The sequence below is a fragment of the Lachnoclostridium sp. genome (assembly GCF_031997925.1).
Taxonomy (GTDB): domain Bacteria; phylum Bacillota; class Clostridia; order Lachnospirales; family Lachnospiraceae; genus Lachnoclostridium.
Genome location: NZ_DAMADT010000018.1, coordinates 34,689 through 53,377 on the forward strand (window position 1 = coordinate 34,689; position 18,689 = coordinate 53,377).

At 35.7% G+C, this 18,689-nt stretch carries 19 protein-coding genes and 1 pseudogene; 15 read left to right on the top strand and 5 right to left on the bottom strand.

What is annotated here, in order from left to right; translation table 11 throughout:
* Positions 1 to 166: 166 nt before the first annotated feature.
* The 8 genes from RTP52_RS12335 (at position 167) to pgeF (ending at position 6,789) form a co-directional block, all read left to right on the top strand.
* The gene (locus RTP52_RS12335) at positions 167 to 1,570 is read left to right on the top strand and encodes a hypothetical protein (protein ID WP_312371686.1); all 1,404 of its coding nucleotides are present in this window, start codon (positions 167 to 169) and stop codon (positions 1,568 to 1,570) included.
* A gap of 253 nt (positions 1,571 to 1,823) precedes the next feature.
* Positions 1,824 to 2,171, top strand: a complete 348-nt coding sequence (gene rplS / locus RTP52_RS12340; RefSeq protein ID WP_312106774.1) for a 50S ribosomal protein L19 — start codon at positions 1,824 to 1,826, stop codon at positions 2,169 to 2,171.
* 391 nt (positions 2,172 to 2,562) lie between these two features.
* Positions 2,563 to 3,207 carry a signal peptidase I gene (gene lepB, locus RTP52_RS12345; protein ID WP_312371689.1) on the top strand — a complete coding sequence of 215 codons (645 nt, stop codon included), beginning with the start codon at positions 2,563 to 2,565 and terminating at the stop codon, positions 3,205 to 3,207.
* Between the two features lie 128 nt (positions 3,208 to 3,335).
* Positions 3,336 to 4,214 (top strand): ribosome biogenesis GTPase YlqF, encoded by an 879-nt coding sequence (gene ylqF / locus RTP52_RS12350; protein ID WP_312371690.1) that lies wholly within the window; start codon positions 3,336 to 3,338, stop codon positions 4,212 to 4,214.
* Positions 4,215 to 4,218: 4 nt separating this feature from the next.
* Positions 4,219 to 4,977 (top strand): ribonuclease HII, encoded by a 759-nt coding sequence (locus RTP52_RS12355; RefSeq protein ID WP_312371692.1) that lies wholly within the window; start codon positions 4,219 to 4,221, stop codon positions 4,975 to 4,977.
* 171 nt (positions 4,978 to 5,148) lie between these two features.
* A complete protein-coding gene (locus RTP52_RS12360; protein WP_312371695.1) occupies positions 5,149 to 5,439 on the top strand; it encodes an EscU/YscU/HrcU family type III secretion system export apparatus switch protein in 291 nt (96 codons plus the stop codon).
* Positions 5,432 to 5,788, top strand: a complete 357-nt coding sequence (locus RTP52_RS12365; protein ID WP_312371697.1) for a YraN family protein — start codon at positions 5,432 to 5,434, stop codon at positions 5,786 to 5,788. Before RTP52_RS12360 ends, RTP52_RS12365 begins: the two co-directional genes overlap by 8 nt.
* A 125-nt stretch (positions 5,789 to 5,913) precedes the next feature.
* On the top strand, positions 5,914 to 6,789 hold the full coding sequence (pgeF, locus tag RTP52_RS12370) for a peptidoglycan editing factor PgeF (RefSeq protein WP_312371698.1): 876 nt from the start codon (positions 5,914 to 5,916) through the stop codon (positions 6,787 to 6,789).
* A 229-nt stretch (positions 6,790 to 7,018) separates the two neighbouring features.
* On the opposite strand, the gene ytaF is transcribed toward pgeF, so the two are convergent.
* The 5 genes from ytaF to RTP52_RS12395 form a co-directional block, all read right to left on the bottom strand.
* The gene (gene ytaF, locus RTP52_RS12375; protein WP_312106785.1) at positions 7,019 to 7,693 is read right to left on the bottom strand and encodes a sporulation membrane protein YtaF; all 675 of its coding nucleotides are present in this window, start codon (positions 7,691 to 7,693) and stop codon (positions 7,019 to 7,021) included.
* A 135-nt stretch (positions 7,694 to 7,828) separates the two neighbouring features.
* Entirely contained in the window at positions 7,829 to 9,004 is a 1,176-nt protein-coding gene (locus RTP52_RS12380) for a ribose-phosphate pyrophosphokinase (protein WP_312371762.1), read from the bottom strand.
* Positions 9,005 to 9,068: 64 nt separating this feature from the next.
* Complete coding sequence (locus RTP52_RS12385; RefSeq protein WP_312107653.1) at positions 9,069 to 9,827, bottom strand: ABC transporter ATP-binding protein; 759 nt, start codon at positions 9,825 to 9,827, stop codon at positions 9,069 to 9,071.
* Positions 9,820 to 10,893 (bottom strand): FecCD family ABC transporter permease, encoded by a 1,074-nt coding sequence (locus RTP52_RS12390; RefSeq protein ID WP_312371701.1) that lies wholly within the window; start codon positions 10,891 to 10,893, stop codon positions 9,820 to 9,822. Before RTP52_RS12390 ends, RTP52_RS12385 begins: the two co-directional genes overlap by 8 nt.
* A complete protein-coding gene (locus RTP52_RS12395; RefSeq protein ID WP_312371704.1) occupies positions 10,890 to 12,056 on the bottom strand; it encodes an ABC transporter substrate-binding protein in 1,167 nt (388 codons plus the stop codon). Before RTP52_RS12395 ends, RTP52_RS12390 begins: the two co-directional genes overlap by 4 nt.
* A 403-nt stretch (positions 12,057 to 12,459) precedes the next feature.
* Here RTP52_RS12395 and RTP52_RS12400 point away from each other — a divergent pair, with 403 nt between their 5' ends.
* The 7 genes and pseudogenes from RTP52_RS12400 to RTP52_RS12430 form a co-directional block, all read left to right on the top strand.
* Positions 12,460 to 13,791, top strand: coding sequence for a DUF512 domain-containing protein (locus RTP52_RS12400; protein ID WP_312371707.1), 1,332 nt, complete (start codon positions 12,460 to 12,462; stop codon positions 13,789 to 13,791).
* Positions 13,792 to 13,964: 173 nt separating this feature from the next.
* Positions 13,965 to 15,290 (top strand): ribosome biogenesis GTPase Der, encoded by a 1,326-nt coding sequence (gene der / locus RTP52_RS12405; protein ID WP_312371710.1) that lies wholly within the window; start codon positions 13,965 to 13,967, stop codon positions 15,288 to 15,290.
* A gap of 21 nt (positions 15,291 to 15,311) precedes the next feature.
* Positions 15,312 to 15,941 (top strand): glycerol-3-phosphate 1-O-acyltransferase PlsY, encoded by a 630-nt coding sequence (gene plsY / locus RTP52_RS12410; protein ID WP_312100361.1) that lies wholly within the window; start codon positions 15,312 to 15,314, stop codon positions 15,939 to 15,941.
* Between the two features lie 54 nt (positions 15,942 to 15,995).
* Positions 15,996 to 17,000 carry an NAD(P)H-dependent glycerol-3-phosphate dehydrogenase gene (locus RTP52_RS12415; protein ID WP_312371713.1) on the top strand — a complete coding sequence of 335 codons (1,005 nt, stop codon included), beginning with the start codon at positions 15,996 to 15,998 and terminating at the stop codon, positions 16,998 to 17,000.
* A gap of 17 nt (positions 17,001 to 17,017) precedes the next feature.
* On the top strand, positions 17,018 to 17,659 hold the full coding sequence (locus RTP52_RS12420; RefSeq protein WP_312371715.1) for an RpiB/LacA/LacB family sugar-phosphate isomerase: 642 nt from the start codon (positions 17,018 to 17,020) through the stop codon (positions 17,657 to 17,659).
* 35 nt (positions 17,660 to 17,694) lie between these two features.
* Entirely contained in the window at positions 17,695 to 18,324 is a 630-nt protein-coding gene (gene udk, locus RTP52_RS12425; RefSeq protein WP_312100357.1) for a uridine kinase, read from the top strand.
* A gap of 64 nt (positions 18,325 to 18,388) precedes the next feature.
* Positions 18,389 to 18,689 (top strand): annotated as a pseudogene (locus RTP52_RS12430) (stage IV sporulation protein A); the annotation flags it as partial.

Sequence of the window (18,689 nt, forward strand, 5' to 3'; positions counted from 1 at the left end):
ATTTTGTTTATCCTTTTCCTTTAAAAATACTTATCGCGTGAACAGTATTATTTATTCAATCAAACAAATACCTTTAGTAAAAAAGCTGTTACCAAATTCTCTTTATAAAAACAGAGGGATAAAAATTTTAGCTAATTTTCTTTCTGCTATTTGGGAGATAATAACTATGTTTTTAGGTAAATTTCTATATCTTTACTTAATGGTTGCAGAAATTGGCGCGTTGTATGACAAAATCCCGACGGAAAGAATATTTCTTCATATCCTTTTTTTCTTAACTTTAATCGGAGCTTGTATGAATACCTATATGTTCAATCCAACGAATGATAAGTATTACATCATGATACTAATGCGTATGGATGCAAAGGCTTATACATTATCCAACTATATCTATTCTATACTAAAGGTGTTCCTAGGTTTTCTGCCTTTCACTATTTTTATTGGACTAAGAAATAATGTTCCACTTTGGATTTGTTTATTGTTACCGTTCTTTATTGTTGGAACAAAGGTGATTACCGCATGGCTTTTATTGTATCGGTATGAAAGGACAGGGGAGTGTACGAATGAAAATCTTCCACCAAAAGTTACATGGCCGTTTGTTGGAGTTTTATTGGCGATTGCTTATGGACTACCCTATGTAGGATTTACAATTTCAATTCCGGTTATAGTTGCTTTCATTTTTCTAATGATGGGGTTAGGTATTTATGGATTTCTTCGGATTTTTTCTTTTCAATCTTACCGTGAGATGTATCAGCTTCTTTTGGCAGGAAAGAAAGATGGGATGGATTATCATAAGGCTGTAAAGCAAGCGACAGAGAATCAAAGTAGAAAAATTATCAGTCAGGATAGTAAGATTACAAGTCGCAAAAAGGGATTTGAATACTTAAATGAACTATTTATAAAAAGACATCGAAAAATCCTTTGGAAATCAGCAAATAGAGTATCTGTTATTAGTCTATTACTTGTAATTGGATTACTGTTTTCCTTTCAGTTAAATAAGGATATAGTAACTGCAACAAATCACTTACTCATGGTGTTTTTGCCATATTTTGTTTTTATTATGTATTCCATCAATCGAGGAAGTATATTTACTAGGTTTTTGTTTATGAATTGTGATCATAGTATGCTGACTTACTCTTTTTACAAGAAACCGAATCTTATATTAAAACTGTTTCAAATTCGTTTACGTGAAATCATTAAAATCAACTTGTTACCTGCTGCAGTGATAGGGGGAGGTTTATCTGTTATTTTATATTTTTCTGGTGGAACAGATAATCCACTGTATTACGTAATACTTCCATTATCAATCATTGCTATGAGCATCTTCTTTTCTGTGCATAACTTAACTTGCTATTATCTGCTTCAACCATATAATGTGGATACTGAGATAAAAAGCAGTACTTACACCATAGTCTCATGGGCTACTTACGCAATATGTTTTGCATTTATGAGAATACAAATGAATACCTTATTCTTTGGTATACTAATGATAAGTTTTTGCTTTATTTATTGTATCGTAGCATGTATATTGGTTTATCAATTTGCACACAAGACTTTTAAGATACGTTATTAAGTTTGATGTTCGATGAGTTTATGGTTTGAAAGAGGAATATAGGAAAAATCTTCGAATTCTCTAGTTCGTGAAATAGAATATCGCTTGCATTTTAATCTGAGCTATGTTATAATAGCAAATTGTGAGACGAGATGTTCCTCTGTACTGGAATCCTTAACCGCAAACGTTAGGTTAAGTCTTAGTAAACTTAGAAATCTAAGTGAGGAAGCGAATGAACGTAGTAAGAACATCTAAATTTGAAGGAGGTCACAACATGAACAAAATTATTAAGAGCATCGAAGATGCACAGTTAAAGTCAGAAGTTTCTAAGTTTAACGTAGGAGATACTGTAAAGGTATACGCTAAAGTAAAAGAGGGTAATCGTGAGAGAACTCAGGTATTTGAAGGCGTTGTATTAAAGAGACAGAATGGTGGAGCAAGAGAGACTTTCACAGTTAGAAAGCAGTCTAACGGTGTTGGTGTTGAAAAGACTTGGCCAGTACATTCTCCAATCGTAGAGAAAGTAGAAGTTATAAGACTTGGTAAAGTTAGAAGAGCTAAGTTAACATACTTACGTGATAGAGTTGGTAAGAGAGCTAAAGTAAAAGAATTAGTAAGATAATTCTTTTAATTAGTAAAACAATTCTTTCGAATTAGTAAGATAGTTACTTTTTGATTAGTAAAACAATTACTTTTAAAGTAAGCATAAGAGAGGGTGCCACAAAGCGTCAGGGAATCTGCACTTTGAGCTCCCTCTTTTTTTAAAATTGGAATCATCCACTCTTTGAGTATAAAGGCTAGTTGATTTGGAAAATTAAATAAGACAGAGTATATAAATAAGACTGTGTAATTTATATTTTTTTGTTTCAATGTTATCGTAAGTTAGTTATAATAGAAATACAGGGGGACAATACTCCTGATGAATTGAAATTTAGGATAACAGTGAACTGCTTTGCAATTCACTGAGCAGATTATTGTGCCTGCGGGCCAAAGTTTGCAGCCTATGGAAAGGCATGGTTATTTGTATAATGAAATATGATTTTGATAGGGATATCAAACGCAAGAAGCGTAAAAAATTATATATACGAATTCTAATTTGGCTAGTTGAGATAGTAGCAGTGGTTGCTCTTGCATACGCAATCATTAATGTTGCACTTGAGAAGACAACGATGCTTGGGGAATCGATGGAGATTACGCTGCAAGATGAGGATAAGGTTGTCATAAATAAAATGGCATATACGTTTCGTAATCCAAAAAGATACGATGTTATCGTATTTAAGCAAAGTGGAAATGAGCACAGTTACTATAATATAAAACGTGTGATTGGCTTGCCAGGAGAACGAGTAAAGATTTTAGATGGCGTAGTTTATATCAATGGTGAAGTTTTAGCGGAGCCGATGGTAGTTGATCCAATCAGAATTCCAGGCCTTGCAGACGAAGAATTTACCTTAGATGAGGATGAATTTTTTGTACTTGGTGATAATCGAAATAATAGTGAAGATAGTCGTTTTGCGAATATAGGTAATGTAGTGAAAGATGATATTATCGGTAAGGCATGGATTCGTTTAAAACCATTCGACATTGTTAATAAGATTAATATGTACTCAAAACCTGTTGAGGAAAATGTTGAGGGAGAAGGCACAACTTCCGGGGAGTAGAAAGTAGAAGGAACTGTAGAATCAAGATAAAATAGAAATTGTAGAATTAAGATGCAATTTTAATGAAAGATCAAATGAAGGATCAAATGAAGGATCAAATAAGGATCAAATGAAAGAGAGGCACATAAATGCATTTTCAGTGGTACCCAGGGCATATGACGAAAGCAAAACGTCAGATGCAAGAAGATATTAAATTAATAGATGTTGTAATAGAATTGGTGGATGCAAGAATCCCATATAGTAGTAAAAATCCAGACATTGATGATTTAGCGAAGAATAAATCAAGAATTATCTTATTAAATAAATATGATTTAGCGGATCAGAAAGTCACCGATGCTTGGAAATCATATTATGAGAAAAAGGGTTGGTTTGTAGCTCTTGTCAACTCCAAAAACGGTAGCGGTGTTAAGAATGTACATGAAGTGATTAAGCAAGCTTGTCAGGAGAAAATAGAACGAGACCGTAAGCGTGGAATTTTAAATCGTCCAATCCGCGCGATGATTGTAGGAATTCCGAATGTAGGTAAATCGACTTTTATTAATAGCTTTGCTGGAAAAGCCTGTACTAAGACAGGAAATAAACCAGGTGTTACAAAAGGAAAGCAATGGATTAAATTAAATAAAAATGTTGAGCTATTAGATACTCCAGGTATTCTCTGGCCAAAGTTTGAAGACCAGGTAGTTGGTATGAGAATTGCCTTTATCGGTTCCATCAATGATGATATCCTAAATCCAAGAGATCTGTGTTATGAACTAATCGAATATTTACATCGTGTATACCCTGGTGTTTTAAGCGAGAAGTATGGCATAGAAGAGGTGGATAGTAAAATAGAAAATCTCGATCTGATTGCCAAAAAACGTGCTTGTTTATTAAAGGGTGGAGAACTTGACTTAGTAAAAGCTGCTAATTTTGTATTAGATGATTTCAGAAATGGACGAATTGGCCGTATAACTCTGGAACAGCCAAATGAACGAATGGAAGTTAACGAAGAAAAAAAGAAGGATTGATGTTATGAATGTCAAAATTTCAGAAATTACGAAAGAGCTCGAACTAGTTGGTGAGGATGGATTTTTCAAAGTGAAAGATAAATATGGTACCGATGAGCGAGAGGGTGTAAAAAAACTTATTTTTAAGTATGAGAATCGATATGAGAAGTTAAAGGATGAACGGGCTAGAGTTAAGTCTCTGCAAGCATATGAACTCAGCTATCCAGATTATCGTTATATATGTGGAATTGATGAGGTTGGAAGGGGACCGCTTGCAGGACCTGTCATCGCTTGTGCAGTTATTTTACCAAAAGATTGTGAGATTTTATATATCAATGATTCGAAACAATTAAGCGAAAAGAAACGAGAGGTACTCTATGATGAAATTATGGAGAAAGCTATTTCAGTAGGAATTGGAAGTGCTTCTCATGCTTGTATTGATGAGATAAACATACTACAAGCCACTTATGAAGCAATGCGAGGAGCTATTAATAAGTTAGGACTAGTTCCGGAGTTATTATTAAATGATGCAGTGACAATTCCAGAAGTAGTAATTCCACAAGTTCCAATTATCAAAGGAGATGCAAAAAGTATATCCATCGCTGCGGCAAGTATTGTTGCAAAGGTTACAAGAGATCGCCTTATGGTGGAGTATGATACGGTATTTCCGGGTTATGGATTTGCTTCGAATAAGGGGTATGGTTCCGCAGATCATATCAAAGCGCTAAAAGAACTAGGACCATCACCAATTCATAGAGCATCCTTTATCAAAAACTTTATTTAGGACAAGGAATAGTCCGTGAAGCATGCTATTTCTTGTATAGGTTATTATCGTAAAATTTACGCAGCGTAAAATATACGAAGCGTATAATATACACAGCATAAAGTATACGATGGTAAAATATAGGAAGCGAAGAATTTACGTACGTATACTATATGCGGAAATGAGGTTACGGTGGAAAAGGAAAAGAAAACAGCAGTTGCACTCTCTTATAATCCTAAAGATCCGGCACCTAGGATTATTGCATCGGGAAAGAATATCTTAGCAGATAAAATTATAAAAAAAGCCATGGAGGAAGATATCCCAATTCATAAGGATGTGCCTCTTGCGAATACTTTGTCGAAATTAGAGTTAGGAGATTGTATACCTCCTGAACTCTACGATATTGTAGCTCAAGTTTTATTGTTTGTTGACCGAATGGATTTGATTAAAGGAAGGGTAATGGGGGAAGTACCTAGTGAATAAAAAGGTTGAGGGGCTTACGAAAGAGACTGAAGCGGCGAATTATTTATCAGAACAGGGATATCAAATTCTTTCAAGAAATTATCGTTGTCGCCTTGGAGAAATTGATATTATAGCTAGGGAAAATGGATATTTGGTATTTGTTGAAGTGAAGTATCGATCGAATATGGAAATGGGGTTTCCAGAAGAAGCGATTACTATACATAAGCAGAAGCGAATAACGAATACAGCGAAATATTATCTTCTGGTAAATCGGTTACCAGAAAGTACTCCGTGTAGGTTTGATGTTGTTGTGATACTTAAGAAAGAGATACGATTAATAAAACATGCTTTTGATGCATATGGATCTTAAGGGTATCTATTGTTTTATACCCTTAATCATGACAAGGAAAAGTTTGAGATCCATACTTTTTCTTGTTTTCTAAAGCTCCAAAAAGTTTTATATGCGCAAAAGCTTTGGCTAGAATGGGGGTTCCAATGAGTGAAATTAAATTGACAGAACATGCAGTGCTTAAAAACGTAGGAGGCGTTCCATATGTTTCCTTTCCTATATTAGAGCAGTTCCCATACGTAAGACATGGTTTTTCTACTAGACTTGGCGGAGTTAGTAGTGGGATTTTTGAATCTATGAACCTTGGCTTTCGAAGGGGGGACTATGAAGACCTTGTCATGGAAAACTATGAGCGTATTTGCCATAGTATTGGGATAGAGGTTGATAATTTAGTATTTACTGATCAAGTGCATAAAACAAATGTTAGGGTAGCTACAGCATCGGATCGAGGAATGGGAATCAAGAAAAAGAATGTTCATACGGAAATTGATGGTCACATTACGAATGAGTCAGATGTTTCCTTATTAACATTTAGTGCGGATTGTGTACCTTTATTTTTCCTAGACCCAGTGAATAAAGCAATTGGATTAACTCATTCCGGATGGAGAGGTACTGTAAGTAAGATTGGAAAAGTTACCGTAGAACAGATGAACAAAGAATATGGAAGCAGGGCAGAGGATATTATTGTTGTCATCGGACCATGTATATGTAAGGACTGCTATGAAGTAAGTGAAGATGTAGCAGAAGAGTTTATGACTCATTTTACTAAGGAGCAATGGGAAAACTTTTTATTCCAACATGCTAAGAAATCAAAAGAAGGTCAAAAATATCAACTTGATTTATGGGAAGCAAATTATCAGTTATTACGAGAGGCAGGAGTAACATCCGAACATATTGTTAAGTCGGGATTATGTACTATGTGCCGACAAGACCTGTTCTTTTCACATCGTGGAAGTAAAGGACAAAGAGGTAGTTTAGCAGGATTTATGTCATTATCCTTACCGGATGTTAATAAGGAATAAGAATGACTCATTAAAAAGAACGAAAAAGAGTAATCATATTCATTACATTAGAAGTGATGAATTGGTTTTATTTTATAGTTATATAAGGAAAGCAAAAGAAAAGGACAGAATTAAATTCTGTCCTTTTTAAATTCGGTATGTCCAGAGAAGCTGGAATAAAAACAAAAAAGTTACCTATTAATAATGTTTTGTATTTAATGTTTTGTTTATTGGATTACATAGACTTGAATCAAATCTTTAAAAATGCAATGATTAAAAGTAGTATACCGCTTAACCAAGAAATGTTCATGGATATCTTTTTACTAATCAGATTACCAACGAAGCTTCCTACAACAATAGCAAGGATGCCAATGATGAATGAAAGAATAATAACATACCATACATTTATCTCTATCAGTGCTGCACCTAAACCAACTGCAAATCCATCAAATGATAAAGCAATAGCAAGGGATAATGCTTCCATTGGAGAGAGGGAATTTGATTCGTTTACGTCAGCAATCTTCGGATCTGCATACACATTTAAAATGAAGCGAAGATATAAAAAGGAAAAGTGTAACTCGTGCTCAAATTTGTTATGCTTTCGGATGTAAGCCTTAATTGTACTGTCGAATAACTTCGACATTCCAAGGATAAATAAAACAGTAAAGCTAACGGTACGGGTGATATCGTTAGATAGAATGGGACGAAGCAGATTTCCAAGTATTAAGGAGAGAGTTAGTGCCAAGGTGCAGATTCCGTTAATTATTAGCGTGGAAGACATCATAATTTTAATCTTGTTGGTACCGTATGCGAAGCTAGCTGCAAAAGTGTCTGCGGAAAGTGCCACTACAAGCAGGAGGGCTTCGAGTATTTCATTTGGAGAAAATGTCATAAGCTTCACCAGGAGCGATATTACCTTGCTCATAAATGACTTCATAGTACTATATGCAGCTAAGTTCTTGTCGGTTACTTGGGGAGAAAAAAAGACTACCTCATGCGAGGTAGTCTAACGCCACTGCAAGGCATTCGAATGCCTTAGTAGGGACGGTAAGTACAATTCTTATTTGGTTCGATAAGAATTCAATAATTCCTGAATTAAAGTAACTGGATTAATAATATCATTGACCGATGTATCATGATTTAAAGTATCAACAATGAGTGAGATATATCTGCTTAAATCTACGTTGCGGTAATAAGGACGTTTTAATAACTCTTCCTTGTTATATACTAGGTTGGTTGTGTAAATTCTATCGATATAGCCAGCTTCATAATATTCGTCAATTTTTTCCAAGCCGTTACAGAATAATCCAAAGGTAGCTGCAATAAAGACACGGCCAGCCTTTCTTCTCTTTAATTCTTTCGCAACATCTATGATACTATCACCAGAAGAAATGATATCATCAACAATAAAAACATCTTTTCCTTCTAAAGAGGAGCCAAGAAACTCATGAGCAATAATCGGATTTCTTCCGTCTATTATAGTAGAATAATCCCTTCTCTTATAAAACATACCCATTTCCACTCCAAGAACATTGGCATAGTAAACTGCGCGAGTCATACCGCCTTCATCAGGACTAATCACCATAAGGTGGTCTTTGTCAATGATAAGATCCTTTTCTATAAATAATAATTCACGAATGAATTGTAGGCTTGTATAGAAATTATCAAAACCACGAATTGGTATCGAATTTTGAATACGTGGGTCATGTGCATCAAAAGTAATAATATTTTCAACACCCATTTCAGATAATTCTTGTAATGCAAGAGCACAATCGAGTGATTCTAATTTGTCGCGGTGATGCTGTCTTCCTTCATATAAAAATGGAAGAATGACATTAACACGTTTCACTTTACTGATTTTTGCAGCGGCTATTACACGCTTTAAATCTTGAAAATGATCATCTGGTGACTTTATGGAATCTTCACCAAACATCATATAGTGATTGGAATAGTTCGTGACATCAGCGACTAAGAAAAGGTCACAGCCACGTATGGTTTCATTAATGACAGCCTTTGCTTCTCCAGTACCAAAACGAGGTATATCATAGGAAACAAGATAAGTGCTATTATCATATCCTAGAAAAGCTGGTAACGCCTCATGACTTTCTAACATTGCACGTCTAGCTTCCACGATGCATTGGTCTATTTTTGCACCGAGTGCTAAACAATTCTCCATAGGAATAATTTTGAGTGGAGCGACAGGGATTGTTTCCGTTATTTTTCTGTTACTCATGATGGTTCTCCCTTCTATTAAATCAACTTCCTTATTGTAGCTCCTTACAATTAGTACGTCAAGCGCATTATAAAGTAAATGAAGTGTATTGTATATTACCTTCTTCTTTCATCTTAAATTGAATCTGGAATACTTCCTCAATTTGTGCATTGTTAGAGAATTCTTGTCTGTTAGAGACATTAATAATGTTACCCTCTTTCATAAGGATTAAGATATCTGCAATTTGTAGTGCTTCACTAATATCGTGTAAAATTACTAGAATTGTCTTCCCTTGATTACGCAGTGCCTTTAAAAGTTCTAAAAACTCCAAACGATGTTTGATATCAAGAGAGGTGGTAGGTTCATCTAAAATAAGATAATCGCTATTTTGTGCAAGAACCATAGCAAGATATACTCGTTGACATTCTCCACCGGACAATGTCTTTACATTCTTTCCGACAAAATCGAGAGTATTTGTAAGCTCCATTACTCTTCTTATGATACGGTCATCTTGGTCGGTTCTTTTTTTCATTATTGTAGAGTAGGGAAAACGTCCTTGTTCTACTAAGGTTTCTGCATTCATGGAAGGAAGTTCACATATTTGAGGTAAAAAGGCGATACGTTTTGCTCTTTTTGTTGGTGTAAGAGAATAAAGTGGTACACCATCTAAGGTAATGGAACCTTCTAACAACAATTTTTTATTCGCTAGACATTGTACTAAGGTTGATTTACCACAACCATTTGGACCTAGTATTGCGGTAATTGTACCGTATGGAAAGGATACACTGATATCATTGATCACAGGTGTTTTTTGAAAACCCGCTGAAACATTCTCGTATTTAAGCATACTGCTGCGCTCCTTTCTGTCGGAAAAGTAGATAAATAAAATAAGGACAGCCCAGGAAAGACATCATAATACCTACAGGAACTTCGTAAGGACTAAAAAGTAGCCTGCCAATTAAATCAGAGGAGACCACGAAGAAGGAGCCTAGCATTGCAGTATAAGGAATTAATAGCTTAATATTATTTCCTACAAAACGACGTGCAATATGGGGAACGATAAGACCGACAAAACCTAGTAAGCCCGCAAAACTTACAACACTACCTGCTAAACTTGCACACAGGATTAAAAAAAATACTCGAACGAGAGGTACTCGAATACCAAGTGAGGTAGCAATCGTGTCACCTAAGGATAATGCATTTAAGTATCTACGAAACAGAAAGACTACAATCAGTGAAATCAGAATAAGAAGCAACGGAAGATATAGCTTATGATTCATGCGGATACCAGATAGGGAACCAAGCATAAAAGAATAGGAACTATCTGTTATGTCAGGGTTAAGTAACAAAAGGAGGTTACTGAAAGAATTTAAAATGCTTGAGATAGCGATACCAGCGAAAAGAATCGTGGTTTTCGATATATAAGCATGATAGGAGAGAATGGCAATGAGTAGGCAGGCAAAGAAAGCACCCAAAAAGGCTGCCAATGGTGCAAACAAAAATTGTCCTGGTAATAAGCTAAATAAGAGTATTACTCCGAGACCTGCACCGGAGTTGATTCCTATGATACTTGGAGATGCAAGAGCATTGTTTAACAAAGTTTGTAAGATTAATCCCGCAACAGACAAGCCAGTTCCAGCAAAGATAGCAGATAATACTCTTGGAAACCGGACTTGCGTTAAAATAATTTCATGTACACTATTAGAAGGTTTTGCAAATGGAAAGATAGCAGCAAATACATCTTGTATTGGAATATCGATACTCCCAAGACAAATGGCTAAAATACAGCTAAAGAATAAGAAAAAACCTAGGAATAAGAACTTAAATACGGTAGGAATGGAAAGAAAAAAGGAGTGGTTAAATACTCCATTTGATTTGATTTGAATGGATAGGTTTTCTTTGTATTCCTTCATTGCGACTCCTTTGGATATAATAAATTAGCTAGATATTCATAGGCTTTACCCCAGTTTTTGTTTGGTTTATAAGAGAATAGATTTTTTGGAAGAAAGTAAATCTTATTCTCCTTGATGGCCTTAAATTTTTGATATGTTGGATTCTTAATAAACTCTTGTTCGACGAACATTTTTGTTTCTTCTACGTTGTCCTCCATAATAGAAATATATATTTGATCCACGTTTGAAGTTGACAAAATTTCAGGGCTTAATTTATCTGATAGGATGGAAGAATCAGATACCGTATTGATTGCTTTCATATCATTTAGCATATCACCGACAAAATGGTTGGTTGACATGACTTTAATTCCTTGAAGACTTGCGAGCAAGAATAATACCTTAGGGGAATTTTTTACATTACTAGTTTCCTCTATAATCTGCTCAACCGTATTTAAAACTTCAGTTCCGTAGGTTTGATATCTATCCTGTGTATTTAAGATTGTTGTAAAGGATTTTAACATGGACAGATAATCAAGAAAGCTATCTATTTGAAATAACAAAGTTTTGATTTCATTGTCCCTTAAAATTTCTGCGAGTTCAACTTGTTCTGGATAGTCATTTGTTAGTATAACAAGATCAGGTTCTAATTTGAGTAATCGTTCCACATTAATAGCTCTTCCATCACCATTTCCCACCACAGTCACATTCTCTTTTTTTACTAAGCTTCGGTCAATGCTATCTGGAACAGTAATCGATACCGTACCTCCGGCATCTTGCCATACTTGTGCATAAGAAGAAAATAACACAGCAACTTTTTTAGGTGGTGTAGTAAATGTCGTAAAAAACCCACTGTCATCAATAATGACATGATTGTTATGGTTTGGTTTTGCATTCGTTTGAACAGAACCTGGTTCCTTTGTAGGCGTTGGTACAATGTTTTCTATCTGTTTTGCAAGATAGTTTCTTACAGGAAATATGCCGGCTAGAGGAAGTTTTTGTAACTTATAAAGATCAGTAGCATCGCTTGTTTTTATCTGCCGATTTAAGGAAATACTTCCATACAAGTGATAGGGGGATTTGGAATCATAAATTAAGGTATGTGATTCTTTTTCATTCCCGTTGCTACAACCGCAAAAGGTTATAACGAATAGCAATAAAAAAGCAAGGTAAAATTTTTTAGTCATATCTAATCACCTTCTTAATTGGATTTGTATATGTATATTTTGGTTCGATTTGAAGAATTTTAAACAACATATAGAGATAGTGTTGTTTTTTGTATCGACCTTGTTCGATAAAAAAGCACGAAGTTAATCAAAGATTGGAGGATTTAATGAAAGCATTTGTTTCGTATCCGCTTTAACAGAGGAAATTAATGAATGTATATTGCGTTACTGCATTTGGGATGGTAAACTATAGTGAATGAATCATGGTGTAAATAAGGAAAAAATAAGAAAATTTGCATTTTTATATACCTTGCTAGCACCAAGCATTTAAGATAGGATAGTGTGAAAGAACAAGGTTTATTCACATGAAAATTTGTGCCTGTGGACCAAAGTTTGCAGGCTATGGAAAGGCTATGATTATAATATGGAACACAATCAATCGAGCAGACATTATATAAAAGATGTTCAAAAGGGAAGTATTGCTGAGGAGCTGGAGTTATCCTACGGTGATGAGCTTCTTCGTATAAATGGAAAAAAGATTAAAGATGTACTAGATTATCATTATTTGATTAATGATGAATTTCTAACTCTATTGGTTCGAAAGCCAAATGGCGAGGAATGGGAATTAGAGATTGAAAAAGATTATGAACAAGATCTTGGGATAGAGTTTGAAGAAGGGTTAATGGATTGCTATCAATCTTGTCGTAATAAATGTATTTTTTGCTTTATTGACCAAAACCCAAAGGGGATGAGAGATACCATTTATTTTAAGGATGACGATGCAAGATTATCCTTCCTTCAGGGTAATTATATAACGTTAACTAATATGAGTAAGGAGGAAGTAGACCGTATCTGTTTCTATAAACTTTCTCCAATTAATATATCTGTACACACGACGAATGGTGAACTTCGAAAGAAGATGCTAAACAATCGTTTTGCAGAGGACACCTTATCTTATCTGGATCAATTTTATGAAGCGGGTTTGGAGATGAATGGACAGATTGTATTATGTCCAGATTATAACGATGGTGTAGAACTTGATAAGACGATAGAGGATTTAACAAAGTACCTTCCATTTATGAAATCATTATCTGTAGTTCCGGTAGGGTTAAGTAAACACCGCGATAACTTAACGAAACTTCGTAAGTTTACAAAAGAAGAGTCATTAAAGGTAGTGGAACAAATTGAGGGCTGGCAAAAGAAGATAAAAAAAGATAGAGGCACTCGCTTTGTGTTTGCCAGTGATGAATGGTATATCAATGCAGGTCTGCAGGTTCCAAAAGAAGAAATCTATGAAGGATATCCACAGATAGAAAATGGCGTCGGTATGGTACGATCTTTAGTGGATGAAGTTACAGATTATCTTTCTAAAATCGAAACAACGAAAGAGAGAATTGAAGTCTCCCTGATAACTGGTATGCTTGTTTCGGATATTATAGTTAAGTTAGCGAATCAAGTAATGGATAAATTTGAAAACCTTACAGTCCATGTTTACCCAATCGTAAATCATTTCTTTGGTGAGGACATTACAGTAACAGGACTACTGACCGGTCAAGACATCATAGACCAATTAAAGGGGAAACCTCTTGGGGAAGCATTACTAATGTCTGATGTGATGTTACGCTCTGGAGAAGAGATACTTCTAGATGACATGACAGTGAAAGATATTGAAAAGGCTTTACAAACAACTATTCGTATTGTAAAATCAGATGGAATGTCATTGGTAAATGCAATGATAAAAAAAAGTGATAGATAGTAAAGTTCGCGAAGCTTACTTTTTCTTGACATACAATAAAAAGTTTGCAAAGCGCACTTTTATTGTATGTAGGAGTACCATATTTAAAGTAGATTTGGTATACAGTAATTAGTGCTCGTGTACAAAATACTATTGTTAATAAAGGGCGCTAAAGCGCCAGAATAGAGGATTAAATGAGTAAATCGATAGTCGCAGTTGTGGGTAGACCAAACGTTGGAAAATCCACCTTATTCAATGCGTTAGCAGGTGATCGTATTTCGATAGTTAAGGACACTCCTGGTGTAACAAGAGACCGTATCTATGCGGATATTACATGGCTTGATAAACAGTTTACACTTGTTGATACCGGTGGTATTGAGCCGGAAAGTAAGGACATGATGCTTACTTATATGAGAGAGCAGGCAGAGATCGCCATTGCTACAGCAGATGTTATTATGTTTGTAGTAGATGTTCGCCAGGGGCTTTTAGATGCAGACCATAAAGTTGCTGATATGCTTCGTAGATCTGGCAAACCTGTCATAATAGTTGTAAATAAAGTGGATAGTTTTGAAAAGTTTATGCCAGATGTTTATGAATTTTATAATTTAGGTATTGGTGATCCGGTTCCAGTATCTGCAGCTTCCATGTTAGGTTTTGGTGATTTACTCGACATTGTAGTCGGACATTTTCCACCAGAAGCTTTGGAAGAAGAAGAGGATGAGCGCCCTCGAATTGCGATTGTTGGTAAGCCAAATGTAGGAAAATCCTCGATTATCAATAAGTTACTTGGAGAGAATCGTGTGATTGTTTCTGATGTTGCAGGTACTACAAGAGATGCAATTGATACCGCAGTAACTTGGAATAAGAAGGATTATGTTTTTATTGATACTGCTGGGCTCCGTCGTAAGAGTAAGATTAAAGAAGAGCTTGAACGTTTTAGTATTATTCGTACGGTAAGTGCTGTAGAGCGTGCGGATGTTGTGGTTGTCGTAATCGATGCCGATGAAGGTGTTACCGAGCAGGACGCAAAGATTGCAGGAATTGCACATGAACGTGGAAAAGGTATTATTATAGCGGTTAATAAATGGGACTCAATTGAAAAGGATGATAAGACAATCTATAAGTATACGAACCGTATCCGTGAAATCTTATCCTTCTTACCTTATGCAGAAATTATGTTTATATCTGCAAAGACTGGTCAGCGTATAACAAAATTATTTGATTCCATCGAAGTTGTGATTCAAAATAGAAATCTTCGTATTTCAACCGGTGTACTCAATGAAATAATGATGGAAGCAACAGCGCTTCAACAGCCACCATCCGATAAGGGTAAGAGACTTCGTTTGTACTACATTACTCAAGTAGCAGTGAAGCCGCCAACCTTTGTCATCTTTGTGAATGACAAGGAATTAATGCACTACTCATATACCAGATACATTGAGAATAAAATCAGAGAAGCATTTGGCTTTTCAGGAACATCATTAAAATTCTTTATTCGCGAACGTAAGGAAAATGACTAAGAAATTCGGGAGGATATTGTCATGGTTTGGAGAATAATAATATGTCTGTTGTCTGGGTACGCCTTTGGTTGTATCTCTACTGGTTATGTTGTAGGTAAAATCAATCATGTGGACATCCGTAAATATGGAAGTGGAAACGCTGGTACAACAAATGCTTTAAGAACACTTGGCTGGAAGGCGGGAGCTATCACTTTCTTAGGGGACTTCTTAAAAGCTATTATTCCAATCATAGTATTTCGCAATATTATTTTTAAAGATGTTGAGTATAATCAACTCTTTGCATTATATATGGGCCTTGGTATTGTACTTGGTCACTGCTATCCATTTTGGTTAGGGTTCAAAGGAGGAAAAGGGATAGCAGTAACCGCAGGTGTTATGGCAGCATTTGATCCGTTATTGATACCATTTTTTATCGTTATCTTTGTAGCAGTTGTTTTCCTTACGAAATATGTATCTGTTGGTTCTATGTTAATATCCATTCTACTTCCTGTTTGGATTTTAATTCGTTATCCTGGAGAGCTACATATGTTTATTCTTGGCCTTTTATATGTAGCATCCGCGATATACATGCACCGTGCTAATATTAAACGTTTGCTAAATGGTACGGAAAATAAAATTGGTCAGAAGGTAAAAATAGAGAAAAATAGCTAAGACATAAAGTTGCTATTGTTATAAAGGGCGCGAAGCGCCGGAATCGAGGTTAGAATGAAAATTAGCGTTCTTGGTGCGGGAACCTGGGGAACAGCACTTACAATCTTACTTAGTAATAATGGACATGAAGTTACACTATGGTCTGCGTTAGACAAAGAAGTGGTAGCATTAAATACGGATAGGGGAAGTATTCCAAACCTTCCAGGAGCAGTGTTACCGGATTCGGTTGTAGTGACCAATTCTCTAAACGATGCTTTTAAAGCCCCAGAATTTGTAGTATTTGCAGTTGCTTCTCCTTATGTTAGAGAAACCGCAAAGAGGGTATCGTCCTATGTAAAGGATCATATGGTTATTGTAAATGTTGGTAAGGGGATTGAAGAGACCACGCTTGATACCTTAACTGATATTATTGAGGAAGAAATTCCAAATGCAGATGTGGCTGTTATGTCTGGCCCTAGCCATGCAGAAGAGGTTAGTCGTGGCATTCCAACTACTTGTGTAGTTGGTGCAAAATCAAAAAAGACAGCATCTTTAATTCAAGATGCATTCATGAATGATTGTTTCCGAGTTTATACGAGCCCTGATATTATTGGTATCGAGTTAGGTGGTTCGTTAAAGAATGTAATTGCACTTGCTGCTGGTATTGCCGATGGACTCGGTTTTGGTGATAATTCGAAGGCAGCTTTGATGACAAGAGGGATAGCTGAAATTAGCCGTCTTGGTATGAAGATGGGCGGAAAGCTTGAAACCTTCTCTGGATTATCCGGAGTTGGAGATTTGTTTGTAACTTGTACAAGCAAACATAGTCGAAATCGTAATGCTGGATACCTAATTGGGCAAGGTTATACGATGAAAGAAGCAATGGATGAAGTGAAACAAGTAGTAGAAGGAGTTTACTCTGCAAAAGCTGCATTAAAGCTTTCAAAACAATATGAGGTTGAGATGCCTATTGTAGAGCAGATTAACTTAGTATTGTTTGAAAATAAATCTGCGAAGGCTGCAGTAAGTGATTTACTGCTTCGCGACAAGACACAAGAAAACAATTCATTAGAATGGTAGAAAAGGAGAAAAAACAAATGAAAATCGCATTAATTAACGAGAACAGCCAGGCAGCCAAAAATGCTGTGATTTATGAAAGCTTAACAAAGGTTGTAGAGCCAATGGGACATGAAGTATACAATTACGGTATGTTCGGTGCTGAGGATCCAAATTCCTTAACTTATGTACAGAATGGTATCTTAGCAGCAGTATTATTAAACTCTAATGCAGCAGATTATGTTATTACAGGCTGCGGTACTGGTGAAGGTGCTATGCTAGCATGTAATTCCTTCCCTAACGTAGTATGTGGTCATGTAGTGGATCCATCCGACGCTTTCATGTTTTCACAGATTAACGATGGAAATGCAATTGCTCTTCCATTTGCAAAGGGATTTGGCTGGGGAGCTGAATTAAATCTTCAATATATTTTTGAAAAGTTATTTGATGGAGAAAGTGGACAAGGTTATCCAAAGGAAAGAGCTATCCCAATGGAGAGAAATAGAAAGATATTAAATGAAGTAAAGAAAATTACTCATGTTGATTTAGTAACAATCTTAAAGAACTTAGACCAAGAGTTAGTAAAAGGTGCTTTAAGTGGTGCGAAGTTTAAAGAATACTTCTATGCTAATTGTCAGTGTGACAAGATTAGAGCTGCAGTAGCTGAAATCGTAGGGGAATAAGAAAAACAAATGTTAAATAAGCTTTGGAGGCATAGATGAAAGAGGTAATAGTAATCGGAGTAGCAGGTGGATCTGCTTCTGGAAAAACAACGGTCGCAGCACGTTTAAAAGAGGAATATAATGATAATGTCGAATTGATTTGTCATGATAGTTATTATTTAGCACATGATGATATGCCTTTCGAAGAACGTGTAAAGATTAATTACGACCATCCGAATGCGTTTGATACGGAGCGTATGTTAAGAGATATCCGTAGTTTAAAGCAAGGAATCGCGATTGATTGTCCGGTATATTCCTATTCGGAACACAATCGTACCAAGGAAACAGTCCATATTAGAGCAACAAAGGTTATTATTATAGAAGGCTTCTTAATCTTTGAAAACAAGGAACTCCGTGATTTGATGGATATCAAAATATTTGTGGATACGGATGCAGACGAGCGTTTAGTACGCCGTATTTTGAGAGATGTAAAAGAACGTGGTCGCAGTTTAGAATCTGTTATTTCGCAATATATTAATACAGTAAAACCAATGCATGAACAATTTGTTGAACCAACGAAAAAGTATGCAGATATCATCATTCCTCGTGGTGGTGAAAATCAGGTGGCGCTCCAGATGGTAATGAACCGAATTAAAGCAATTGTAGAAGAAGAGACAAAGAACTAAGAATATTTTGTTTGCCCCTTTCATATATATTACTAGCTTGTAATTATATGGAAGGGGTATTGTTATGGATAATTTTAATGTATACAAAGACATCAAAGCCCGAACCAATGGAGAAATATATATCGGTGTTGTTGGCCCGGTTCGTACGGGAAAATCCACTTTCATCAAGAGATTTATGGATTTGTTAGTAATACCGAATATAGAGGATGTACATAGTAGAGAGCGTGCCATCGATGAGCTGCCTCAGAGTGCTCAAGGAAAAACAGTAATGACAACAGAACCAAAGTTTATTCCGAAGGAAGCCGTTGACATTCAAGTTCTTGGTGATGTTGATTTATCCGTTCGTATGATTGATTGTGTTGGTT